19 protein-coding genes and 2 pseudogenes are annotated in these 21,723 nt (G+C 62.6%); 9 read left to right on the forward strand and 12 right to left on the reverse strand.

Annotation, left to right across the window (positions count from 1 at the left end; translation table 11 throughout):
* Positions 1–36: 36 nt before the first annotated feature.
* Positions 37–723, reverse strand: coding sequence for a hypothetical protein (locus R1T40_RS09410; protein WP_317386723.1), 687 nt, complete (start codon positions 721–723; stop codon positions 37–39).
* Between the two features lie 247 nt (positions 724–970).
* On the opposite strand from R1T40_RS09410, the gene R1T40_RS09415 reads away from it, so the two are divergent.
* Positions 971–1,891 (forward strand): manganese-dependent inorganic pyrophosphatase, encoded by a 921-nt coding sequence (locus R1T40_RS09415; RefSeq protein WP_317386724.1) that lies wholly within the window; start codon positions 971–973, stop codon positions 1,889–1,891.
* An 88-nt stretch (positions 1,892–1,979) separates the two neighbouring features.
* Here R1T40_RS09415 and R1T40_RS09420 read toward each other — a convergent pair whose 3' ends face one another.
* Both R1T40_RS09420 and R1T40_RS09425 read right to left on the reverse strand, forming a co-directional pair.
* Positions 1,980–2,789, reverse strand: coding sequence for a M48 family metalloprotease (locus R1T40_RS09420; RefSeq protein WP_317386725.1), 810 nt, complete (start codon positions 2,787–2,789; stop codon positions 1,980–1,982).
* A 105-nt stretch (positions 2,790–2,894) separates the two neighbouring features.
* Positions 2,895–3,233 carry a DUF1801 domain-containing protein gene (locus R1T40_RS09425; RefSeq protein WP_317386726.1) on the reverse strand — a complete coding sequence of 113 codons (339 nt, stop codon included), beginning with the start codon at positions 3,231–3,233 and terminating at the stop codon, positions 2,895–2,897.
* A 361-nt stretch (positions 3,234–3,594) separates the two neighbouring features.
* Here R1T40_RS09425 and R1T40_RS09430 point away from each other — a divergent pair, with 361 nt between their 5' ends.
* The 3 genes from R1T40_RS09430 (at position 3,595) to R1T40_RS09440 (ending at position 7,401) form a co-directional block, all read left to right on the forward strand.
* On the forward strand, positions 3,595–5,667 hold the full coding sequence (locus tag R1T40_RS09430) for a DEAD/DEAH box helicase (RefSeq protein ID WP_317386727.1): 2,073 nt from the start codon (positions 3,595–3,597) through the stop codon (positions 5,665–5,667).
* 204 nt (positions 5,668–5,871) lie between these two features.
* The gene (locus tag R1T40_RS09435) at positions 5,872–6,747 is read left to right on the forward strand and encodes a TIGR01459 family HAD-type hydrolase (RefSeq protein WP_317386728.1); all 876 of its coding nucleotides are present in this window, start codon (positions 5,872–5,874) and stop codon (positions 6,745–6,747) included.
* A gap of 210 nt (positions 6,748–6,957) precedes the next feature.
* Positions 6,958–7,401 carry a MaoC family dehydratase gene (locus R1T40_RS09440; RefSeq protein WP_317386729.1) on the forward strand — a complete coding sequence of 148 codons (444 nt, stop codon included), beginning with the start codon at positions 6,958–6,960 and terminating at the stop codon, positions 7,399–7,401.
* Between the two features lie 236 nt (positions 7,402–7,637).
* Here R1T40_RS09440 and R1T40_RS09445 read toward each other — a convergent pair.
* Positions 7,638–8,407 (reverse strand): annotated as a pseudogene (locus R1T40_RS09445) (IS5 family transposase).
* A gap of 378 nt (positions 8,408–8,785) precedes the next feature.
* Here R1T40_RS09445 and R1T40_RS09450 point away from each other — a divergent pair.
* Genes R1T40_RS09450 through R1T40_RS09460 form a run of 3 tightly spaced genes read left to right on the forward strand, consistent with a single transcriptional unit; the run spans position 8,786 to position 11,000 of the window.
* Positions 8,786–9,718 carry a bifunctional riboflavin kinase/FAD synthetase gene (locus R1T40_RS09450; RefSeq protein ID WP_317386730.1) on the forward strand — a complete coding sequence of 311 codons (933 nt, stop codon included), beginning with the start codon at positions 8,786–8,788 and terminating at the stop codon, positions 9,716–9,718.
* Between the two features lie 10 nt (positions 9,719–9,728).
* Positions 9,729–10,199: a YcgN family cysteine cluster protein gene (locus tag R1T40_RS09455; protein ID WP_317386731.1), complete on the forward strand. Its 471-nt coding sequence runs from the start codon at positions 9,729–9,731 to the stop codon at positions 10,197–10,199.
* A 45-nt stretch (positions 10,200–10,244) separates the two neighbouring features.
* Positions 10,245–11,000 carry a Stf0 family sulfotransferase gene (locus R1T40_RS09460; RefSeq protein WP_317386970.1) on the forward strand — a complete coding sequence of 252 codons (756 nt, stop codon included), beginning with the start codon at positions 10,245–10,247 and terminating at the stop codon, positions 10,998–11,000.
* Here the strand turns inward: R1T40_RS09460 and R1T40_RS09465 are convergent.
* The gene (locus R1T40_RS09465) at positions 10,997–11,827 is read right to left on the reverse strand and encodes an alpha/beta fold hydrolase (RefSeq protein WP_317386732.1); all 831 of its coding nucleotides are present in this window, start codon (positions 11,825–11,827) and stop codon (positions 10,997–10,999) included. The two genes, R1T40_RS09460 and R1T40_RS09465, sit on opposite strands and share 4 nt — an antisense overlap.
* Positions 11,824–12,438 carry a 2-hydroxychromene-2-carboxylate isomerase gene (locus tag R1T40_RS09470; protein ID WP_317386733.1) on the reverse strand — a complete coding sequence of 205 codons (615 nt, stop codon included), beginning with the start codon at positions 12,436–12,438 and terminating at the stop codon, positions 11,824–11,826. The genes R1T40_RS09465 and R1T40_RS09470 overlap by 4 nt, the downstream gene beginning before the upstream one ends.
* 104 nt (positions 12,439–12,542) lie before the next feature.
* On the opposite strand from R1T40_RS09470, the gene R1T40_RS09475 reads away from it, so the two are divergent.
* The gene (locus R1T40_RS09475) at positions 12,543–13,559 is read left to right on the forward strand and encodes a ribose-phosphate pyrophosphokinase (RefSeq protein ID WP_317386734.1); all 1,017 of its coding nucleotides are present in this window, start codon (positions 12,543–12,545) and stop codon (positions 13,557–13,559) included.
* 141 nt (positions 13,560–13,700) lie between these two features.
* Here the strand turns inward: R1T40_RS09475 and R1T40_RS09480 are convergent, their stop codons facing one another.
* The 3 genes from R1T40_RS09480 to R1T40_RS09490 all read right to left on the reverse strand — a co-directional run bounded on the left by R1T40_RS09480 (position 13,701) and on the right by R1T40_RS09490 (position 18,146).
* Positions 13,701–13,838, reverse strand: a complete 138-nt coding sequence (locus tag R1T40_RS09480; protein ID WP_317386735.1) for a hypothetical protein — start codon at positions 13,836–13,838, stop codon at positions 13,701–13,703.
* A gap of 226 nt (positions 13,839–14,064) precedes the next feature.
* Positions 14,065–15,570: a hypothetical protein gene (locus R1T40_RS09485; protein WP_317386736.1), complete on the reverse strand. Its 1,506-nt coding sequence runs from the start codon at positions 15,568–15,570 to the stop codon at positions 14,065–14,067.
* A 131-nt stretch (positions 15,571–15,701) separates the two neighbouring features.
* Positions 15,702–18,146 (reverse strand): heavy metal translocating P-type ATPase, encoded by a 2,445-nt coding sequence (locus tag R1T40_RS09490; protein ID WP_317386737.1) that lies wholly within the window; start codon positions 18,144–18,146, stop codon positions 15,702–15,704.
* Positions 18,147–18,523: 377 nt separating this feature from the next.
* Between R1T40_RS09490 and R1T40_RS09495 the strand changes: the two genes are divergently transcribed.
* On the forward strand, positions 18,524–19,234 hold the full coding sequence (locus R1T40_RS09495; RefSeq protein WP_317386738.1) for a DUF2306 domain-containing protein: 711 nt from the start codon (positions 18,524–18,526) through the stop codon (positions 19,232–19,234).
* Between the two features lie 158 nt (positions 19,235–19,392).
* Here R1T40_RS09495 and R1T40_RS09500 read toward each other — a convergent pair whose 3' ends face one another.
* The 3 genes and pseudogenes from R1T40_RS09500 to atpD form a co-directional block, all read right to left on the reverse strand.
* The gene (locus R1T40_RS09500; RefSeq protein ID WP_106163033.1) at positions 19,393–19,749 is read right to left on the reverse strand and encodes an H-type lectin domain-containing protein; all 357 of its coding nucleotides are present in this window, start codon (positions 19,747–19,749) and stop codon (positions 19,393–19,395) included.
* A gap of 116 nt (positions 19,750–19,865) precedes the next feature.
* On the reverse strand, positions 19,866–20,279 hold the full coding sequence (locus tag R1T40_RS09505; protein WP_106163034.1) for a F0F1 ATP synthase subunit epsilon: 414 nt from the start codon (positions 20,277–20,279) through the stop codon (positions 19,866–19,868).
* Positions 20,280–20,290: 11 nt separating this feature from the next.
* Positions 20,291–21,716 (reverse strand): annotated as a pseudogene (gene atpD / locus R1T40_RS09510) (F0F1 ATP synthase subunit beta).
* Between the last annotated feature and the right edge of the window lie 7 nt (positions 21,717–21,723).

The following is a 21,723-nucleotide window of genomic DNA, read 5'->3' on the forward strand; positions in this document are numbered from 1 at the left end:
GCACCGGACTCGCCAAGGCGCGGGGCTCACCCGCGATCAGCGGGCGAGTGAGAATTCCAGGATCGGAATGCCCCCCGTGGGACAGAGCCCATTGATTTTGGCCTCCACCGTCTGCGCTACCCCGAAATAGCTGGCATCTGGTGTCAGCAGCTGCGGCTGGCTGTCTGCCGTGACCAATGGTGCATCGTCAATGTAAAGCTGCGCAGACAGATCACTGCATCCGGCGGTACTGTGAAAGGCGACCGAGAACTCCCGCGTCGTTGCAAAACCACCCAGCAGGATATTGTGCCCCGGCAGCACGTCGACCTGCACGGTATCGCGCTGCGTGGCGGCATCACTCACCGAGGCCCAGGTGCACTCCACCACCTTGCCCGCCCCCGCCTCACGCAGCGCGAGGGTTTTCGCATCCACAAAGGCGGCGCCGCTTTCGTTGACCGGCCAGCGGTACTCTCCAGCCTCTGTCACCAGTAGAAAACTGGGGAACTCCTGATCATTGGAGATACCCTCGCAGGTGATGCGGATCAGGTGGCGGTTGGCGAGGCCGTTGATGATCCACTGTTTGTCCACGTCCAAACCCTGCCAGCTGCCGCTGTAGAATGCCGCCGGTTCCGTTGTGGCCACGTCTTTGGGCGCGCTGTCGCCTTCGGCCAGCGCAACGCCAGCCGCCACCTGCAACAACAGCCCGCCGGCCCCGCCGACCCCCCTGCGAAATACACTCATCATCTGAAATCCCTCCTCTTTACCAATCACGACCAATCACGTTTACCAATCACGGCCCCCGCCGCCTTAACGGGTTTACATGCCCCCCGACCCCGGGCAACTGCCCCTTGCGTTGCGGTGCCACCTTAAAGGGGGCCGTGACCGAGCCATGCGCTGCGCAGAACTCCGTCGCCCGCCTGTGGCGGGGTGACAAACCCTGCCCCGCTGGTGTAAGGCGCGGCAACAGACCCCGTCAGACAGGATTGACCTCATGACCATTCAAGTTTTCGGCCACAAATCTCCCGACACCGATTCCACCGGCTCCGCGATCATCTGGGCCTGGTATCTGAACGAGGTGAAGGGCGAAGCCGCCACCCCCGTCCTGCTGGGCGCGCCGAACACCGAAGCCGCCTTCATGTTGCAGCGCTGGGGCTTCGAGCAGCCCGCAATCATCGCCGATGTCGAAGCCGACGCGCCGGTGGTGATCGTCGACACCAACAACCCCGCAGAGCTGCCCGCCTCCATCAACAGCGCCGACATCCGCGCCATCATCGACCACCACAAGCTGGTCGGTGGCCTGGAAACCAAGGGTCCGATCGACATCACCGTGCGCCCGCTGGCCTGCACCGCCACCATCATGCACGACCTGATGGGCACAGACGCCGACCGCATGCCCGACGACATCAAGGGCGCGGCGCTGACCTGCATCCTGTCGGACACGCTGGAATTCCGCTCCCCCACCACCACGCCGCATGACCGCGCCGTGGCGGAGAAGCTGGCCAAGGATCTGGGCCTCGACGTCACCGACTACGCCGCCGAGATGTTTGCCGCCAAATCCGACGTCTCCGCGTTTTCCGATGCAGAGCTGATCCGCATGGACTCCAAGGAATACGAGGTCGACGGCACCAAGTTCCGCGTCTCCGTGCTGGAAACCACCGCGCCGGAAATCCCGCTGGGCCGCAAGGACAGCCTGATGGAGACCTTCAAGGCTGTTCAGGCCGAAGACGGCGTCGATCAGGTGCTGCTGTTCGTGGTCGACATCCTGAAGGAAGAAGCCACCCTGCTGGTGCCAAACGATCTGGTGAAATCCGTGGCCGAGAAGAGCTTTGACGCCAGTGTCGAGGGCGACCTCGTGGTGCTGCCGGGCGTGATGTCCCGCAAGAAGCAGATCATCCCGAACCTCAAGGTCTGATCGCGCTGGCGGTCCCGGACCTCCCTAACATGCAAAACGCCCGCTGCCTGCAGCGGGCGTTTTTCCGTTTTGAAACAGGTCCTGTTGATTATCGCACGTTGCGCAGCCCGACCTGACCATCAATCTGGGCCTTGGTGGCCAACACTGTCGCCACCCGCCGACGGTCCGGCGGATGGGTGCCCCAGATCGAATAGCCGCCACTGGTGCCGGTGGCCGCCTCGGAGCGGGCAAAGAACTTCGCGCCCTCTACCGGATCATAGCCTGCGTCATAGGCGATGCGGGTGCCCAGCGTGTCGCTCTCCAGCTCGTAGGATTGCGAATAGACAATCCCGCCCGCCGTCGCGCCAACACCAAGCCCCAGCCCCACCGCATCACCGCTGTCGCCCACCAGCCCGGCGAGCGCGCCGCCAATCAGCGCCCCCGCCAGCACTTGCTGCTGCTGTTTCTCGACGTGCCGTCCGATCAGATGACCGTATTCATGCGCCAGCACAAAGGCGACCTCGTCATCGCTGCCGGTGTCCTGAATCAGCGGCAGCGAAATGCGGATCACCGGCTGGCCGTTCTGATAGGTGAAATAGGCGTTGCGCTCCGTCATCTGCCGGTCGATGGCGATATCGACGTTGCAATTGACGCCGGTTCTCAGCCGCTGGCATGTCTCGCGCCCCGCTCGCATCACCCGGGGCTCCACCCGCGCAAACCGCGCTTCGGCGGCGGATCTGGACAGGGTGGCCGGTGGCGGGCTGCGACGCGCTTCGGCAAAGAGGCGTGCCGCCTCCTCGGAGTGAACACCGCCGCTGTCGGGCAACTCGTAAGTGGTGCCACAGGCGCTGACGACAAGGCATATCCCGCCCGCAAGCAGGGCGCGACAGGAGGAACCGGGGGACCGCAGAAACATCATGAAGGTATCGCTCTATCTGGCAGGGAAACGGATCTGACCGCGACGCAGATTAGCAGTGTCTGCGCCCGCCACAAGAGGCGTTGCGGGCGTCGGCGAACGCTCACCTCAAGGCGCGTTTCGCAGCGCAAGCGCCTGCTGCAGGAAACCGCGCGCATCCCGTGCCGCCACATCATCCGGATGGCGGAATTTCAGATGTCGGCGCGCCTTGCCCTTGCCCTCCAGATCCCCCTGCGGATCCGCAAAACGCGCCCCCTGCGAGAACTCGAGCGAGACATGTTCGGTATAGGTAAACAGCCCGCCGACAAACTGGTCGCTCGCGGGGTCGGGCGCGATCACCACGCCGCCGTATTTCGGCAGATAGCGCGCATCGGGGGCCAGATCCGCGACGATCAGGCGAATCGCGGCATCAATCTCCGCGATCACCTCCGGGGGCAGCTTGCTCATGTGCCGTCTCCTTGTTGCCATGACGTTGTCATGCCCGTGTCCCTCGTCACATCTGTCGCGCCTTGCGGCATGTCCCGCCCCCCGCGCGAACAGGCAGCAAAGGCGTGCGGGTCCGACAGCGGGCCTGCGACTGGACTCTGGACCTAAGGCCGCCAAATTGGCGCGCTGCCCGCCGCAAATCAACTCCGAAGCGCCTGCGCGGCGCCGTTCCCTTAAAAAACGCAATACAGCCATGCAGCCAACACGGGCGAGATATGCTATACAAAGCCGAAACCTTACGCTATACGCGCGATCTTGACCCATCGGCGCCTCTGTGGCCCTGCGCCCCGTGCGCCTCACTTCGATATGAACGGATCCCCTCTTGATACCCACCTTGCAGCAGGCGCTAGAGCGCCGTGGTTACACTTCTCTCACGCCTGTGCAGGAGGCAGTCTCCGACCCAGAGCTGGCGGGAGCGGACCTGTTGGTGTCGGCACAGACCGGATCCGGCAAGACGGTGGGATTTGGCATCGCCATTGCATCCACCATCCTCGAAGAGGACGGCCGCTTTGCCCGTGCCGGCACCCCGCTGGCGCTGGTGATCGCCCCGACCCGCGAGCTGGCGCTGCAGGTGAAGCGCGAGCTGACCTGGCTTTATGGTGATGCGGGCGCGGTGCTGGCCTCCTGTGTGGGCGGCATGGACATGCGCGACGAACGCCGCGCACTGGAACGCGGCGCTCATATCGTCGTCGCCACCCCGGGCCGTCTGCGGGATCACATCACCCGTGGTTCCATCGACCTAAGCGGCGTCGCCGCCGTGGTGCTGGACGAAGCCGACGAGATGCTCGACCTGGGCTTCCGCGAGGATCTGGAGTTCATCCTTCAGGAAACCCCGGAAGAGCGCCAGACCCTGCTGTTCTCGGCCACGGTGTCCAAGCCGATCGCCACGCTGGCGCAGACCTACCAGACCGATGCGCAGCGGATTTCCACGATCAACAAATCCGAACAGCACAGCGATATTTCCTATCTCAGCCATGTGGTTGCGCCGCATGACGTTGAAAACGCCATCATCAACGTGCTGCGCTTTCACGAGGCCCCAAATGCCATCGTCTTTGCCAATACCCGCGCTGCGGTGAACCGGCTGCTGACCCGGCTGTCGAACCGCGGTTTTCAGGTGGTGGCACTGTCGGGCGAGCTGAGCCAGGCGGAACGCGCCGGTGCCCTGCAGGCAATGCGCGATGGTCGCGCCCGGATCTGTGTGGCCACCGATGTGGCGGCGCGCGGCATCGACCTGCCGAACCTCGATCTGGTGGTGCATGCCGATCTGCCGTCGAGCCATGAGACCCTGCTGCACCGTTCAGGCCGCACCGGGCGCGCCGGGCGCAAGGGCGCCAGCGCGCTGATGGTCACGCCGCGCTCCGTGCGCAAGGCCGAACGCCTGCTGCGCGATGCCAAACTGTCAGCGGAATGGGTCGATGCGCCCTCCGCCGATGAGGTGCGTGGCCGCGACATGGAGCGGATGCTGTCCGACGCCGTCTGGACCGAAGAGGCCCCCGAAAGCCAGGCGGAAACGCTGGCGAAACTGGTCGAGAGCTTCTCACCCGAGCAGCTGGCCGCTGGCTATCTGCGCCTGTGGTCCGCCGCCCGCTCCGCGCCGGAAGAGCTGACCGATGTGGCCTCCGTGGATGCCCGCAAGAAGAAAGAAGACCGCGTGCCCTTTGGCCCCTCGGTCTGGTTTGCCATTGATGGCGGGCGCGACGCCGGTGCCGATCCGCGTCGCCTGCTGCCGATGCTGTGCAAGGCCGGCGGCATCGACAAATCCGCCATTGGTGCGATCCGCATCGTCGGCGACAAGAGCTATGCCGAGATTTCGCAAGACAAGGTCGATGGCTTCATGGCCACCCTTGGCGGCGAAATGGCGCTGGATGATGGCTCCGCGCTGGAGCGTTTGAACGAAGCGCCAAACCTGCCCGAACGCTCCAAACCGCCCTTCCGCAAAGGTGGCGCACCCGGTGGCGGCAAGGGCCGTGGTGGCTTTGGCGGCGGCAAGCCCGGCTACAAGGGCGGTGATCGTGGTGACTACAAGGGCGGCGGCGACCGCAAGAGCGGTGGCGACTACAAGAGCGACCGCAAGCCTTATCGTGCCCGCGAGGACAGCACAGACCACCCGGTAAAACCACGCGCGGCCAAACCACGCCCGTCCGGTGACAAACCCGCCTATGACAAACCCCGGGGCGACAAGCCGCGCGGGGACAAGGCGAAGTTTGACAAGCCGCGCTCGGACAAACCTCGCGGCGACAAGCCGAAATTCGATAAACCGCGCTCCGACAAGCCGCGCAGCGACAAGCCCAAGGGCCCGCCGCCCCCCGCGGGCAAGCCCTCCAGCAAGAAGAACAAGGCCCGCGGTGCTTCGGATACCTCCAAGCGCTTCACCCCGCCCAGCAAGAGGGGCTAAGCCCCGCCCGGCCTTGTGAAACATAGACACATCGGCTTGCGCCCGTCCCGAAACCGGGGCGGGCGCAACGCATTTCGGGGCACGCGATCCGTTTCACCGAGCGCGCCCATTCGCCGGACGCCCGCGCCGCGCTCCGCCTGCATCTGGCCAAACGGCTGCCCCTGGCATAGGAAGGACGCATATTCCTTTCCCATGAGGCGCCCCATGAGCCAGATCATCTCCGCCCTTTCCGAGGTCTCCGCCGACTACAAGGCCCTGTTCGTCGACCTCTGGGGCTGCGTGCACAACGGCATCACCGCCTACCCCGACGCGGTGGCCGCACTGCAAGCCTATCGCAAGCGGGGCGGCGTCGTGGTGCTGGTGACCAACTCGCCCAAACCCCGCGCCGGGGTGGCCGAACAGCTGAGCCAGTTCGGGGTGCCCGATGACGCCTATGACACCATCTCCACCTCTGGCGATTCCGCCCGCGCGGCGATGTTCACCGGCGCGGTGGGCAGCAAGGTCTATTTCATGGGCGAGTGGGAGCGCGATGCGGGCTTTTTCGAACCGATGAAGGTGATCCACGATCCCGTCGAGATCACCCGCGTGCCGCTCAAGGAGGCCGAGGGCATCGTCTGCTGCGGTCCCTTCGACACCATGGCCGATCCGGAAGTGAACCGGGCGGAGTTCCTCTACGCCAAGCAGATGGGGATGAAGCTGCTGTGCGCCAACCCCGACATCATCGTCGACCGCGGCGAGGTGCGGGAATGGTGCGCCGGGGCGCTGGCGAAGCTCTATACCGAGATGGGCGGCGAGAGCCTCTATTTCGGCAAACCCTACCCGCCGATCTACGATCTGGCGCGTCGCCGTCTGAGCGAAATCGGACATGATGTCAGCGACCGCGAGATCCTGGCAATCGGCGACGGCCCGCACACGGATATCTCCGGCGGCATGGGCGAAGGCGTGGACACGCTGTTCATCACCGGCGGGCTGGCGGCCAAGGACACCAAGACCGACCAGCAGCCCGACCCGGCCGCGCTGGAGACCTATCTGGCACAAGAGCAGGTGGCCCCGACCTACAGCATCGGCTTTTTGCGCTGACACTTGCAGTTTCGCGCCAATCGGGCCCGTCTGCTCCACCCGGAGCGGGCGGGCCTTTTGCTGTCGCCCGTCAGGGCGTCCGCTGGGATACCTGCGCCATAGGGGCCGGACGGGCGGGCTTGACTTTCTGCAGTTGCGAGGTAATAAAATTACCAAACACGCAATTCAGCGGTATATTTATTGCCGCTCAAATCCTTCAGGGAGGCAGGGATGTTGGACAATTTCCCCCGCGGCACCATCTGCATCGAAGACATCGAGATGGGCATGACCCGCTACCTGCGCAAGCAGATCACCGACCGCGACATCGAGCTGTTTGCCGAGGTCTCCACCGACCGCAACCCGGTGCATCTTGATGACAGCTATGCGCAGGACACGATCTTTGAAGGGCGCATCGCCCATGGCATGCTGACCGCCGGGCTGATCTCGGCGGTGATCGGCGAGCAGTTGCCCGGCCATGGCACCATCTACATGAGTCAGAACCTGAAATTCCTCGCCCCCGTACGCCCCGGCGACATGGTGCTGGCCGAGGTCGAGGTGACCGACATCCAGATCGACAAGCGCCGGGTGAAGCTGGATTGCCGCTGCATCGTCGAGGGCCAAAAGGTACTGGTGGGCGAGGCCATGGTGATGGCCCCCTCGCGCAAGTTCGACTGACGCGCGGCCGCGCATCAGGCCGCCTCGGGGATGCCCCCGGACGGAGTGCCGACGATGAAGCCGGTTCATTTTCATAGTCGGAGCCGATGATCTATCCAATACAGGACGGGTCGCGGTACCGCTTGCTCAGGCATCTGGACAGGTCGCACTACGGCGCCTGCTGGGTGTGCATCTGCATCATCCACCCCCTTTTTATCGGGGCCGGTCGTTGCCTTAGGGTCAGGACTCGTTATCCTTCATAGCCAGAAGATGACGAGAGCGGCGAGAGCGATAGCTGCCAGGAACACTGTTGGTGATCTGTCGTATCGTGTTGCGACCCTTCTCCAGTCTTTCAGCCTGCCGAACATGATCTCGATCTGGTTGCGGCGTTTGTAACGGCGCTTATCGTACTTGACAGGGGTTTTACGCTGTTTGCGCCCAGGGATGCACGCCTTTATCCCCTTGTCTTCCAACGCTTCTCTGAACCAGTCAGCGTCATAGCCCCGGTCGCCCAGCAGCCATCCGACCGTCGGCAGGCTGCTGCACAGAGCCCGTGCTCCGACGTAATCGCTGACTTGGCCGGCAGTGATGAACAAGTTGAGCGGGCGACCACGGCTGTCGCAGATCGCATGCAGCTTCGTGTTCATCCCGCCTTTTGTGCGACCGATCACCCGCCCGCGCTTGTCTCCAGGTCCCCTTTTTTCGCCCGTAGGCTGGAAGCCGTACGGTGCGCTTTGAGATACGTCGCATCGATCATGACAGTTTGTTCTTCGCGATGATCTGCGGCCAGACCGACCAGCATTTGTGCGAAAATGCCCTTATCGCTCCACCGCTTCCAGCGGTTGTACAACGTTTTGTGTGGGCCGTATTCCTTCGGTGCATCACGCCACCGCAAGCCATTGCGATTGATGAAGATAATGCCACTTAGGACCCGCCGGTCATCAACTCGCGGCTTGCCGTGAGACTTGGGAAAGAAGCGCTCAAGACGCGCCATCTGCGCATCGCTCAACCAGAAAAGATCAGACATCGTCACCGCCCATTTTTGATGCGGTGAATCACGCAGCCAACCGAAAATCAATGGGTCCTGACCCTAGACACGGCGCTGCCCACAGCTATCCCGCGTCCCCATCTTGGTGATCGATCCCGGCCAGCCTAACGCCATCGAATGAGATCCCGGTGAAGCGGGCGCACGCCGACAGCGCAACAGGTCCTTCAGACCGGGGTCGGTTGTCGCGCTGCAGGAGCCTCCGGTGGGGATATTTACAAGAAGGTGAACGGGGGAGGCCGGCTGCCTCTCTGGCTCCCGCCCTTCGGGCAAGGGATTTCACGCGCAGGTCGCGCGGTAGAGGTCGCCACTGACCACAGCACTCTTGCGCCGCCCAGCCGCGGCGGCTAGGGAAGCGCCATGCGCATCATCCGGGACTATCAATTTGTCGAAGAGCAGGATCGCGGGGCAACCGTTGCGATCGGCAATTTCGACGGCGTTCATCGCGGCCATCGTTCGGTGGTGGATCTGGCACGTCAGGCGGTACCAGACGCCCCGCTGGGCGTGATGACCTTCGAGCCGCATCCGCGTGAATTCTTTGCCCCCGACGCACCGCCCTTCCGGCTGATGTCGGCAGAGGCCCGCGCGCATCGGCTGGAGAAGATCGGCGTCGAGAAGCTCTATCAGCTGAACTTCAACCACGCACTGTCGTCGCTTCCCCCCGAAGAGTTTGCCCGCAAGGTGATCTTTGAAGGTCTGGGGCTGGCGCATGTGGTGGTGGGCGCCGACTTCTGCTTTGGCAAGGGGCGGGCCGGCACCGCCGAAGATCTGCAGCGCTTCGGTGAAGAGATGGGCTTTGGCGTCACCATCGCGCCCTTGATGGAATATTCCGAGCACACCGTTTCTTCCACCGCGATCCGCACCGCCCTGAGCGAGGGCCGCCCGCGCGACGCCGCCGCCATGCTGGGTCATTGGCACCGCATCGAGGGTGAGGTGATCGGCGGCGAGCAGCGCGGCCGCGAGCTTGGCTTTCCCACCGCCAACCAATCCATCGACGGGTTGCACCCGCCTGCTTTTGGCGTCTACGCGGTGCTGGTGGATGTGCTCGACGGCCCCCATATGGGCAGCTACCACGGTGCCGCCTCAGTCGGGGTGCGGCCGATGTTTGACGGCGACCAGCCGAACATTGAGACCTATCTCTTTGATTTCAAGGGCAACCTCTATGGTGCGCATCTGTCTGTCGGACTGGTGGATTTCTTGCGCCCGGAGCTGACATTTGACGGGCTGGAGCCCTTCATCGCCCAGATGCACGCCGATTGTGATCAGGCGCGCGCCATCCTCAACGCACTCTGAGAGGGCGGATATGACCAATCAAATCGACCGCAACGGTCTCGTCGACCGGTTTTGGGAAAGGAAGCCGCTAAAGACGCTGTCCGCGCACGAGTGGGAAGCGCTGTGTGACGGCTGCGGCAAATGCTGCCTCAACAAGCTGGAGGACGAGGACACCGGCGAGGTGGCGCTGACGCGTGTGGCCTGCCGCCTGCTGGACGATCAGTCCTGCCAATGCGCGCACTACGAGACGCGGCACAGTTTCATTCCCGAATGCATCGTGCTGAAGCCCGAAAACCTCGACACCCACGCCTATTGGATGCCGCAGACCTGCGCCTATCGCCGGCTGTGGGAGGGCAAATCCCTGCCCGACTGGCACCCGCTTGTGACCGGCGATCCGGACAGCGTGCACCGCGCCGGGGTCTCGGTGCGCGGCATGACCGTGTCGGAATTCGACACGCCGCTGGAAGAATGGGAAGACTACATCATCGAAGAGCCGGTCTGAGCACGGCGTCATTCCTTTGTCATCGAAGTCGGCTAGGCTGCCGTGATGGCCAACGCGTATATTATATGCACAACTCCCCGCAGTGGCAGCACCCTTCTGTGCCGAATGTTGCGCACAACCGGCATCGCCGGGGCACCCGCCTCGTTGTTCTTCGGCACCTCCCTCGCTGAGTGGCGGCGCCGCATGGCACTTGCGCCCTCCGATGCATCCTCGACAGTGCAACTCCGCGACATTATGGCTGCGGCGCATGCATTGGGAAAAGGCGACACGGCGGTCTTTGCCCTACGCCAACAATGGCATAGCTTCGCGTTTCTGCAAGCTCAGCTCGCCCTTCTCTTCCCTGCCGCCCAGACTGATTTGGTCCGGCTCACCTCGGTCTTTGGTCCGCTGCGCTTCATCTATCTGACTCGGGCGGACAAGGTGAGCCAAGCGGTGTCCTACCTATTGGCTCAACAAACCGGGCTGTGGCATCGACACGCCGATGGAACGGAGTTGGAGCGCACAGCGGCGCCGCAGTTGCCAACATACTCATACGAGGCCATCGCGGCGGCGGTGGCAAAGCTCACGGAATGGGATCAGAACTGGCAAGCGTGGTTCAACATGCAAGGTGTCGCGCCATTTACGGTGACATATGAAACTCTGGCAGACGCTCCACAAGCGCAGATACGAGACATCTTGGAGCAACTTAATTTACCAACTCAGGTCGCGGACAGTGTAGAGCCGGATGTTGCCCGTATAGATGACCCCAGAAGCCGAGAGTGGGTCGAGCGATTCCGCCGAGACGGCGGCGTCGCGCCCTAGGGCCAAAACGACCGCAGAACCTCCGCCACGGCCTCGGGATGTGTCACCGGCACCATATGGCCCGCGCCCTCGATGACCGCGACCTGCGCCTCCGGCATCCGCGCCGAGAGTGCCTGGGTGACCGCCGACATGATGGGCTGGGTCGCGCCCCCCTGCATCAGCAGAACCGGCATAGCCAGCGCTTCCAGCGCGCCGGGCGCCAGCAGACCGGCGGCGTCGTCATAGACCTGACTGTCGCAGTCCATCACCGCCGGGAAGGACCGTATCATCGCAGCGCGGGCGGTCTCCGGCAGGTCGGGCCATTTGGGGTGACCGGTGCCCCAGGCGCGGTTGAACAGGCGGGTGGCCAGCTCAACATCGCCTGCGGCAAAAGGCTCCCGCACCGCCATGTGATCGGCGCGCATCTGCGCGAGTGCTGCCGGGTCGCGCGCGCTGGCGGCGGCAAAGAGCACCGGCTCGATCAGGGTCAGCGTGCGCACCAGATCCGGGCGGGCCTGCGCCATCGCCAGCGCCACCGTGGCGCCAAAGGAATGCCCGATCAGATCGACGGGGGCACCCGCAGCCTCGACCTCAGCCGATAGCAGGTGCAGCCCGGCCTCTGCATTGCGCTGCTGCAGCAGACCCTGCCCGTCCCAGTCCGGACTTTTGCCGTGCGACAGCATGTCGAAGGCCCCGCAGGACACCGCATCCTCGCCCAGGGCCGCCACCAGGCCGCGCCAGGCACCGGAATGCGCCAGCGAGCAATGCACCGCAAAGACGGGCCGCGTGCCCTGGCCAAAGCGGCGGTGAAACACCTCTTGCGGCAATGCGCCCATGTCGAGGCTCATGCGCCCTGCTCCGCAAGGTGCAGGTCGAGATCATCCAGTCGATCCTGCCCCCAGAACTTTGCCCCGTCCGAGGTCACATAAAACGGCGCGCCAAAAACGCCGGCGTTGACAGCGTCCTCGAGGTTACGCGCATAGATCTCCGCGCCGGTCAGAAGTCCGCTGTCGGCCAGCGCGGCGTCGAAACCGGCGCTTTCGAGCAGGGATTTCACCACATCGTCCTGCGCGATGTCGCGATCTTCGGCCCAGATCGCGCGCAGGGTGCCATGCACCAGCGCGCCAGGATCACCGCCCCCCGCCTTCTGGGCCGCGATGATCGCGTAGGAGGACGGGGCCGCATTGGTGGGCCAATGCGCAGGCTTCAGGTTCAGCGGCAGGCCGGTGCGTTTGGACTGCCGCTCGATCTCGATGAGGCGGTAGTCCTGCCGCGCGGGGTGCCGGTCCTTGGGGGGAGTGCCGCCGGTGCGCGCAAACAGCGTCATGATGTCGAAGGGCTTGTAGGTGATGGCAGCGCCGTGGCGGGCCGCGATCTCCTCCAACCGCTGCCCGGCAAGGTAGCTGAACGGCGACAGGGTAGAGAAATAATAGTCGATTGATGGGATCGATGCGGCCATGGGACGAATTCCTCGTGCTTAGAACTAGGCCTGACCCTATGTGCGTGTTAAGCGGGGTTCAATATCACGAATCTGTCACATTGCTGCCCGGGGATAATCAGCCAATGCCGACCTTGAACGAACCCAAGCTGATCGCTGGGAACGCCAATCTTCCTCTCGCCCAATCCATATCGCGCCGTATGAGCATGCACCGGGGGGTCGATCAGAACCTGGTGAATGCTCGGGTCGAGCGTTTCAACGATGGCGAGATCTTTGTCGAAGTCTACGAGAACGTGCGCGGCGAGGATATGTTCATTATCCAGCCGACCTCGAATCCGGCCAACGACAATCTGATGGAGCTTCTGATCATCGCGGATGCGCTGCGCCGATCTTCGGCACAACGGATTACCGCGGTCATTCCGTATTTCGGCTATGCCCGTCAGGACCGCCGCACCAAGGCACGCACGCCCATCTCTGCCAAGATGGTCGCCAACATGCTAACAGGTGCCGGCATCGAGCGCGTGCTGACCATGGATCTGCACGCCGCACAGATCCAGGGCTTCTTCGACATTCCGGTGGACAACCTCTACGCCAGCCCGATCTTTGCGCTGGACGTGAAGGCACAGTTCAAGGACCAGATGGACGACCTGATGGTGGTCTCGCCCGACGTGGGCGGCGTGGCCCGCGCCCGCGAGCTGGCCAAGCGCATCAACGCGCCGCTCTCCATCGTCGACAAACGGCGTGAGAAGGCGGGCGAGATCGCCGAAATGACCGTCATCGGCGACGTGAAGGACAAGATCTGCCTCATCGTCGATGACATCTGCGACACGGCAGGCACCCTGTGCAAGGCGGCGCAGATCCTGCTCGACAACGGCGCCAAGGAAGTACACGCCTACATCAGCCACGGGGTCATGTCCGGCCCGGCGGTGGAGCGTGTGACAAACTCGGTGATGAAGTCGCTGGTGCTGACCGACTCGATCCAGCCGACCCAGCCGATCCTGGACGCGCCGAACATCCGCATCGTGCCCACCGCACCGCTGTTCACCCAGGCGATCCTGAACATCTGGCATGGCACCTCTGTGTCCTCGCTGTTTGAGGACAAGACCCTGATCCCGATCTACGAGTCGCTTTACACCGGCTAACGCCGCAGACGATTCAGAGATGGACCACGATACGCCCCGCAAAATTTTGCGGGGCGTTTTGCTGTCCGGCGTGGTTCGTCGTGCAGCGGCTCAGGCTGTCAAAGATGGCACCACGGGCCTGACACTGGCGTCAGGCAGCGGTCACCTGCGGCTTGCTTCCTCATCCTCGCGCATGTCGTCGTTGTCATCTTCCGGCGTCAGGTAGTAGGAAAACCCAAAGCCGATCAATCCAACGACAGCACAGCCCATACCGATGGCGAAGATCAGCTCGAAGGTCATGCGCTGCCCTTCCCCGGTGTCCGGCCTGACTTAGGTGAAATACGCCCGATCATCCTGCCTGCGCCTCCGTAGTGCCCTATGTGTCTTTGCCGCATTCAGGTCGCCTGACATGTGGCACCGCGCCCCATACGGGAGCGGCATGTGCCACACACACCCACGCCTGCACTGCTTCGGGCCTGATCGCCCCGATGATCGCCCCGCCCCGCGGGTCCGCGCGGCCTTTCGCCTAGATCTCCGGTTCAGGATTGTCGAGGCCTTTTGTCGGAACATAAGTGTCCGCACCATACTGACGCGCAGCGAGGGCGGCCTCCATCTTGGCGATTTGTTTCTCTCGATCAGCGACCTGCTTGTCAAACCAATCCTTCTTTGCGGGCAGCAGATGTTTCGGATCTGCCTTGAACACGGCAAGATGTGCTTTGGCCGCGTCGATCTCCCGCTGTTTGATCGCAACAATCTCCGCCAGCGCATCGGCATCCGACTGCAGCCCCAAGGCCTTGATCGTCGCTTTCTCCAGCTTGTCCTGCAGCCCGTCATTCTCTTCGACAAAGTCGTTCAGGAAGGCCACGATTTTTGACGGTTCCGTGCTTTCCTCAAAGGACACAGAGACGTTCATAGCCCGGTAGGTGAAGGGGGTGGTCTGCAAACGCTGCACGACATCTGCAAAATCACTCAACCCCTCTAGTTGCTTATCCTCGGTTGTCAGACTCAAGTTCAGCAGCTTTTCAATATTCTCCGGCGGATCAGACTTCGGCATGGTGAATTGCGACCACGCATGCCCCCCCAGCACCGCTGCGGCCGTCATGGGACCAAACCCCAAATAATCCTTGCTGTCCTGCACCGACACCCGCTGGACACCGCCGCTGTCGGTGCGTTTCACATTCGTGGCGTGAAAGCTCGCCAAGGCGATATTCTCATCGCCTGATTGCGCGGGCGTCGACAGTTTCACGGTAAATGCGATGTCGCGGTCCTGGGTGCCGCTGGTCGCAAAGCGCCGGACATCGAAATACACAGGAACATATCGAAATGCGCTGCCATCCGCCGAAATCTCCAATCGTAGCTCGAGGATGGATCCGATCTCGCCCCCATCAAAAACAGACAAACCGGCTTTGGCGAGGCGGTAATTGACAGTTTCATCTTTCAGCCCGTTGATCTCTGCCTCGCGCGACCATGGATCAAGGCTGTTGCCGTCGTTCTCGATCGCCATGATCAGATCGGCGGTGGAGACCGAGCCATTCTCGGTCAGGACCGGAGCAGATGCAGTCACTATGGTCAGGCAGTTCAGCGCCGGGTTCAAAAATACCGGCCTGACAGTCTTTTTCTCAGGGGCCTTCGTGTCCTCTTTGTCGGCGGCTTCTTTGGTCTTGGCAGGGACCGATACGGGCATGTCATTCTCGACCCGAAACAGATTGATCGGAAGCACATCCTGGGCTTTTTCCGGTTCAGGATTTGCCTTTTTACTCAGGTAATTGACGCCTGCATCAAAGGCGAATTCCACCAGCTTTACGCCAATTGCCGCAGCGATTGCGCTCTTGGTGTCTGAAGGCGCTTGCGTCTCGCGCGTGATGTCGATGAACGCGACCGGCACAACAAAGCCAGCGCTCGGTTTGACATCGCGCCCGGCGGTCAGAATGCAGTCGTCGGAGGCTAAAACCCCCATTTCGGTCGCAACAGCCATTGAGGGCAGAAAGGACGCGGCAACAATTGCAGCAATGGACGGTCCAAAGGGCTTCATGACAAACACTCCAATATTTTAGAATCATCTCAATGTCGGAATGTTGCAGGCCGCAGGACACAATTGAAAGATAGTTCGTCCTGCGGCCGTCTTCTGGCGATTGATTTTCATGTAGCCTTTGCGACTGCAGGTCAGGCCCGCCGCAGCCGCAGCGCATTGGTCAGAACCGAGACCGACGACAGCGCCATCGCCCCGGCGGCAAAGACCGGCGACAGCAATATGCCGAACGCGGGATAAAGCGCGCCCGCCGCCAGTGGGATCAACGCGGCGTTGTAGACAAAGGCCCAGCCGAGGTTCTGGCGGATGTTCATCAGCGTCTTGTGCGAGATACGGATCGCCGTCACCACACCACTCAGGTCGCCCGACATCAGGACCACATCGCCGGCCTCGATCGCCACATCGGTGCCGGTGCCGATGGCGATGCCTACGTCTGCTTGCGCCAAGGCCGGTGCGTCATTGATCCCATCCCCGACAAAGCCCAGCTTGCGCCCGCGCGAGGCAAGATCCCTGAGCGCGGCCACTTTGCCCTCAGGCGGAACCCCTGCGACCACATGGGAGATGCCCAGATCGCGGGCAATGGCCTCTGCCGTAGCCGGGGCATCGCCCGAGATCATCGCCACATCCTTGCCCATCGCCCGCAGCGCTCTGATCGCATCTGCGCTGGTGGGTTTGATCGGGTCTGCCACCGCAAGCAGCGCCGCAAGCTGGCCGTCGATGGCGGTGTAGAGCACGCTTTCACCCCGGTTGGCGCGCTCCACCGCCTCTGCCGCCAGCGCATCGACGCTGATGCCAGCCTCCGACATCAGCCGCGCGCTGCCGATATGGATCTCGCGCCCGGCAACCTTGGCGGTGACACCGCGGGCTGTGTGGCTCTGGAAATCGCTGACCTCCGCGAGGGTCAGGCCCTTGTCCTGTGCGGCTGTCACCAGCGCGCGGGCGATGGGGTGCTCGGAGCGTGCCTCCACCGCGGCCACCGCACCCAGCACCTCGGCGCGCTCGAACCCTGCAGTCGGGTGCAGCGCGACCAGCGCAGGTCGGCCCTCGGTCAGGGTGCCGGTCTTGTCAAAGGCGATGATGTCGACCTCGTTGAGGGATTGCAGCGCGTCGCCCTTGCGAAACAGCACGCCAAGCTCTGCCGCACGCCCCGTGCCCACCATGATCGAGGTCGGCGTCGCCAGCCCCATGGCGCAGGGGCAGGCAATAATCAGCACCGACACCCCGGCCACCAATGCGTTGGTCACTGTAGGCTCCGGCCCCACCATCAGCCATACGGCCACCGTCAGCAGCGCCAGCCCCATCACCACTGGCACAAAGCGCAGGGTGACCTTATCCACGAGGCTCTGGATCGGCAGTTTGGCGCCCTGCGCGTCCTCCACCATACGGATGATCTGCGCCAGTGTCGTGTCCGCGCCAGTCCGGGTCACATGCACGGTGAGGCTGCCCTCGCCATTGACAGTCCCGCCGGTGACCGCAGCGCCTGCGGTTTTCTCCACCGGGATCGGCTCGCCCGAAATCATGCTCTCATCCACATGGGCGCTGCCCTCCAGCACCTCGCCATCGGTGGGGATGCGTTCGCCGGGACGCACAAGGATGCGATCACCGGGGGCAAGATCATCCACGTCCACATCCTCGGGCTGGCCATCCTTGGTCAGTCGCCGCGCATGGCGGGCCTGCAAGCCCACCAGCGCCTGAATGGCGGCCCCCGTGCGGCCCTTGGCGCGGGCCTCCAGCCAGCGGCCGATCAGGATCAGGGTGACAATCATCGCTGCCGCCTCGAAATAAACCGCACGCACATCAGCAGGCAGCAGAGACGGGACAAAAGTTGCCACCAGAGAATAGATCCACGCGGCCCCTGCCCCCAGTGCCACGAGGCTGTTCATATCCGGCGCGCCCTTGCGCAAGGCGGGCAGACCCAGCGTGAAAAAGGCCCGACCGGGAAGGAACAGCACCGCCGTGGTCAGCACGGCCTGGATCACCCATGAGGTCTGCATGCCGATGGTCTGCGCGATCCAGTGATGTACCGCCGGGACCATGTGGCCGCCCATTTCCAGCAGAAACACCGGCAGGGTCAGCATGGCGGCGATCCAGACCTGACGGCGCAGATCGCGTGCCTCACGGTGCTTGCGGGCGCTGCGGTCCTCGCTGTCGCGCGCCTCTGCCGGGCGGGCGCGATAGCCCGCTTCGGTGCTGGCTGCCGCCACCTGCGACGGCGTCACCACCCCTTGCAGGATCTCCACCTGCGCGCTCTCGGCGGCGAGGTTCACATTGGCCGAGACCACACCGGGCAGCGCCTTGATGGCGCGCTCCACCCGGCCCACACAGCCGCCGCAGGTCATACCCGCGATGGACAGCTGCACCATCTGATGGCGCGCCGGTTTGCCCAGATCGCGCAGGGCGCTGTCGGCCTGCTGCAGCGCCTCCGGGGTGGTGGCGGTGATCTGCGCGGTCTCATTGGCGAGGTTCACCGAGACATCGCTGAGCCCCGGCAGTGCGGCCAGGGTGCGGTCGACACGCCCCACGCATCCAGCGCAGGTCATGCCCTTAATCGAGAGGCGGGCGGTGATCGGTTGGGTCATGGAACGACTCCGTTATTGCCTGTTGCCTTCCATGTAGGGCTTCCAGTCACTGGAGGCTCAAGGGGAAATTTGAGATTTTTTCCTAGAGAAAGAAATGCAGGCCACTCTCCCCGTTCAACTACCGGTGTGGAACGCGATCCCTGCGATGAACAGCACGGCGAAATTTTTTTGCCCCCTTCAGCCCTGACCCGAGACCCATGCCCTCGCCTTCAAATTGCCTTGTGATTTCAGTGTGCCTGTTCTCTTGCCAATCAATAATATTGACCGCGGTCAATTAACTCAATATGACCGTGGTCAATTATTACAATGCAGACGGCAGGTACACGCATCTTTGTCCTAGACGGACAGGCGCGGGTGAGCCGAACCAAGGATAGCTCATGTTCAGAACCGCAAGACACATCGTACTGTATATGGGCATGGCATTCACAATGCTGATCGCTCTACACTCTCTTCGGTATCTCTTCGACGGTGCGGAGGCCGTTTCCGCACTCTCCGAGACAGACGCGCTGCTGGAGTATCTTTCGGGGCGGCAGAGCACATTCTGGTACAGTTTTTCCATCAGTCAGAAACCGCTCTATCATTTGAACGAGTTTGCAGTTGTCGGGCACATTAGTGCGGCATCAATAGCATTGCTCGCGGGTATCTTGCAGCTGACCCCTTTCATTCGGCAGAACGCACCGCTCCTGCATCGGGCGAGCGGCTATCTGTATGCTTTCACCGCGATCCTGGGATTGGGGCTAGGTGCCTATATTTCATTTTCCCTCCCAATGATTGGTGGCACGAAGACCATCATTTCCAACGTCATCGGTGGCGCATTGGGCATCGGGTTTGTGGTGGTTTCGTTCATCTACATCTCAAAGAAACAGTACCTGAAGCATGCACAATGGATGTTGAGAAGCTATGCCGTCTTGATGGCAATTCTAACCGTCTACCTGCTCGTCGCGGTGTTCGCACTGATGGGGTTGGATGCGGAACGCGGATACGGGCTGGCGCATATGATCTGCTTCCCGATCAACCTGATCCTGGTGGAGCTATTCATAAGAAAATCCTCCTCCTCAGGCATCTTGGTACTCACTCATTCACAATAATGCGGTGTCGTGCCTGATCGCTTCACATCGCTGGCACTCACACCACGCGCAACATCGGTACATAGGCCACAACACCGACCTGCGATGACATGAGGGCGGGTGCATAAATCCGGCTTCCTGCCAGCCTCATTTTGTGTCCGCGCGGTTGGGCTCGGCCCCTACTCCACGTCCCAGTCATCCTCGAACGGCAGATCGCCAATCGCCATCCAGGACACCCGCACGCGGGCAACGCGGCTGTCGGACCAGGTGCGGAACACGATATCAAAGCCCTCGGCCGAGATCTCCTCGGCCACCAGTTCCGCGCGGTAGGCGGCGGCGTGGTCCATGTCCATCAGGGAAGCCGTGAGATGCACCGCAGGCGGGGCAGCAAACGCCTCGTCAAAACGCAGGTGCAGGCGGCGCTCGCGCTCCCCCTCTCCGGTCCACATGGTGCCGCCGGACTCAAATTCAGAGAAGATCTCTGCATCACCCTGAATAATCCCGGTGCGTGCGCTGTGAAGACGAGTGGAGTGCAAGGCGAACCTCAAAGGTAAAATATGCGACAAAGTGAAACTATCGCGGGTTTCTTACCAAAAAGAAACCGGCCTGCGTAAACAGGCCGGTTTCAAAGATTTCAGTCTGACGACAGGCGTCAGAGGCTCATGTGGGTCCCGAGCGCTTCCATGTCCGAAAGCAGCTTGGCCGCGTCTTCCACCAGACCGTGCTCGGAGTCATCGTCCTTTGCGGTCTTGTACATGGCGCGGGCTTCCTCGATGAGCTCGTCCATATGGGCGCGGGTCATCTCGTCCATCGGAATTGCCCGCTCCGCGAGGACCGAAAGGCCCTCTGCGGTGATCTGGGCAAAGCCGCCGGTGACAAGATACTCCGACGATCCTTCAGGCGCATCGACCTTCAGGATGCCCGGACGCAGGGTGGTGAGGGTCGGCGCATGCAAAGGCATGGCCGTCATGTCACCCTCGGACCCGGGGATCTGGACCGCGCTGGCCTGAAGCGAAGCAAGGCTCCGCTCCGGGCTGACGAGGTCGAATTGCATCGTATCAGCCATAAGGGCCCTCCTTAGGCCGCGTCAGCAGCCATTTTTTCGGCTTTGGCGATCACTTCGTCGATGCCGCCAACCATGTAGAAGGCGCCTTCGGGCAGGTGATCGTATTCGCCGGCCACAACCGCCTTGAACGAAGAGATGGTGTCCTCGAGGGAAACCTGCACACCGTCAGAACCGGTGAAGACCTTCGCAACGTCGAACGGCTGGGAGAGGAAACGCTGGATTTTCCGCGCACGGGTCACGGTCAGCTTATCTTCTTCCGACAGTTCGTCCATGCCGAGGATGGCGATGATGTCCTGCAGCGACTTGTAGCGCTGGAGGATCTGCTGAACCTCGGAGGCCACTTTGTAGTGCTCTTCGCCAACGATCTGCGGGTCCATCAGGCGCGACGAGGAGTTCGAGCGGGTCCACAGCCGGGTAGATGCCCAGCTCGGAGATGGCACGGTTGAGAACGGTGGTTGCGTCGAGGTGCGCAAAGGTGGTTGCCGGCGCGGGGTCGGTAAGGTCGTCCGCGGGAACATACACAGCCTGGATCGAGGTGATCGAGCCGTTCTTGGTGGAGGTAATACGCTCCTGCATCGCCCCCATGTCGGTGGCCAGCGTCGGCTGGTAACCCACAGCGGAGGGGATACGACCCAGAAGTGCGGACACCTCGGAACCGGCCTGCGTGAAGCGGAAGATGTTGTCCACGAAGAACAGAACATCGGTGCCGGACTGGTCGCGGAACTGCTCGGCCAGGGTCAGGCCGGTCAGCGCAACACGGGCACGCGCACCCGGAGGCTCGTTCATCTGACCGTAAACCAGAGCAACCTGCGACTCTTCGAGGTTGTCGGGCTTGATCACGTTGGATTCGATCATCTCGTGGTAAAGGTCGTTGCCTTCACGGGTCCGCTCACCAACACCGGCGAACACGGAGTAACCCGAGTGCACTTTTGCGATGTTGTTGATCAGTTCCATGATGAGAACGGTTTTACCAACGCCGGCACCGCCGAAGAGGCCGATCTTGCCGCCTTTGGAATAGGGCGCCAGCAGGTCGATAACCTTGATGCCGGTTTCCAGAACCACGGATTCGGTGGACTGCTCGGAGAACTCCGGAGCAGGCTGGTGGATCGCGCGGTGCTCGGTCGCGTTGACCGGCTCACCTTCGTCGACAGGCTCGCCGACGACGTTCAGGATGCGGCCCAGGGTTGCGTTGCCGACCGGGATGGTGATCGGAGCGCCGGTATCGGCCACGGCCTGACCGCGCACGAGACCCTCGGTGGCGTCCATAGCGATGGTGCGGACAGTGTTCTCGCCGAGGTGCTGTGCCACCTCAAGAACGAGTTTCTTGCCATTGTTGTCGGTGGTCAGGGAGTTCAGGATCGCCGGCAGGTCGCCGTCGAACTGGACGTCCACAACGGCGCCGATGACCTGAACCACCTTGCCTTTTGCATTTGCCATTTGTTCG

Source organism: Tritonibacter scottomollicae, from assembly GCF_032924845.1.
Lineage (GTDB): Bacteria > Pseudomonadota > Alphaproteobacteria > Rhodobacterales > Rhodobacteraceae > Epibacterium > Epibacterium scottomollicae.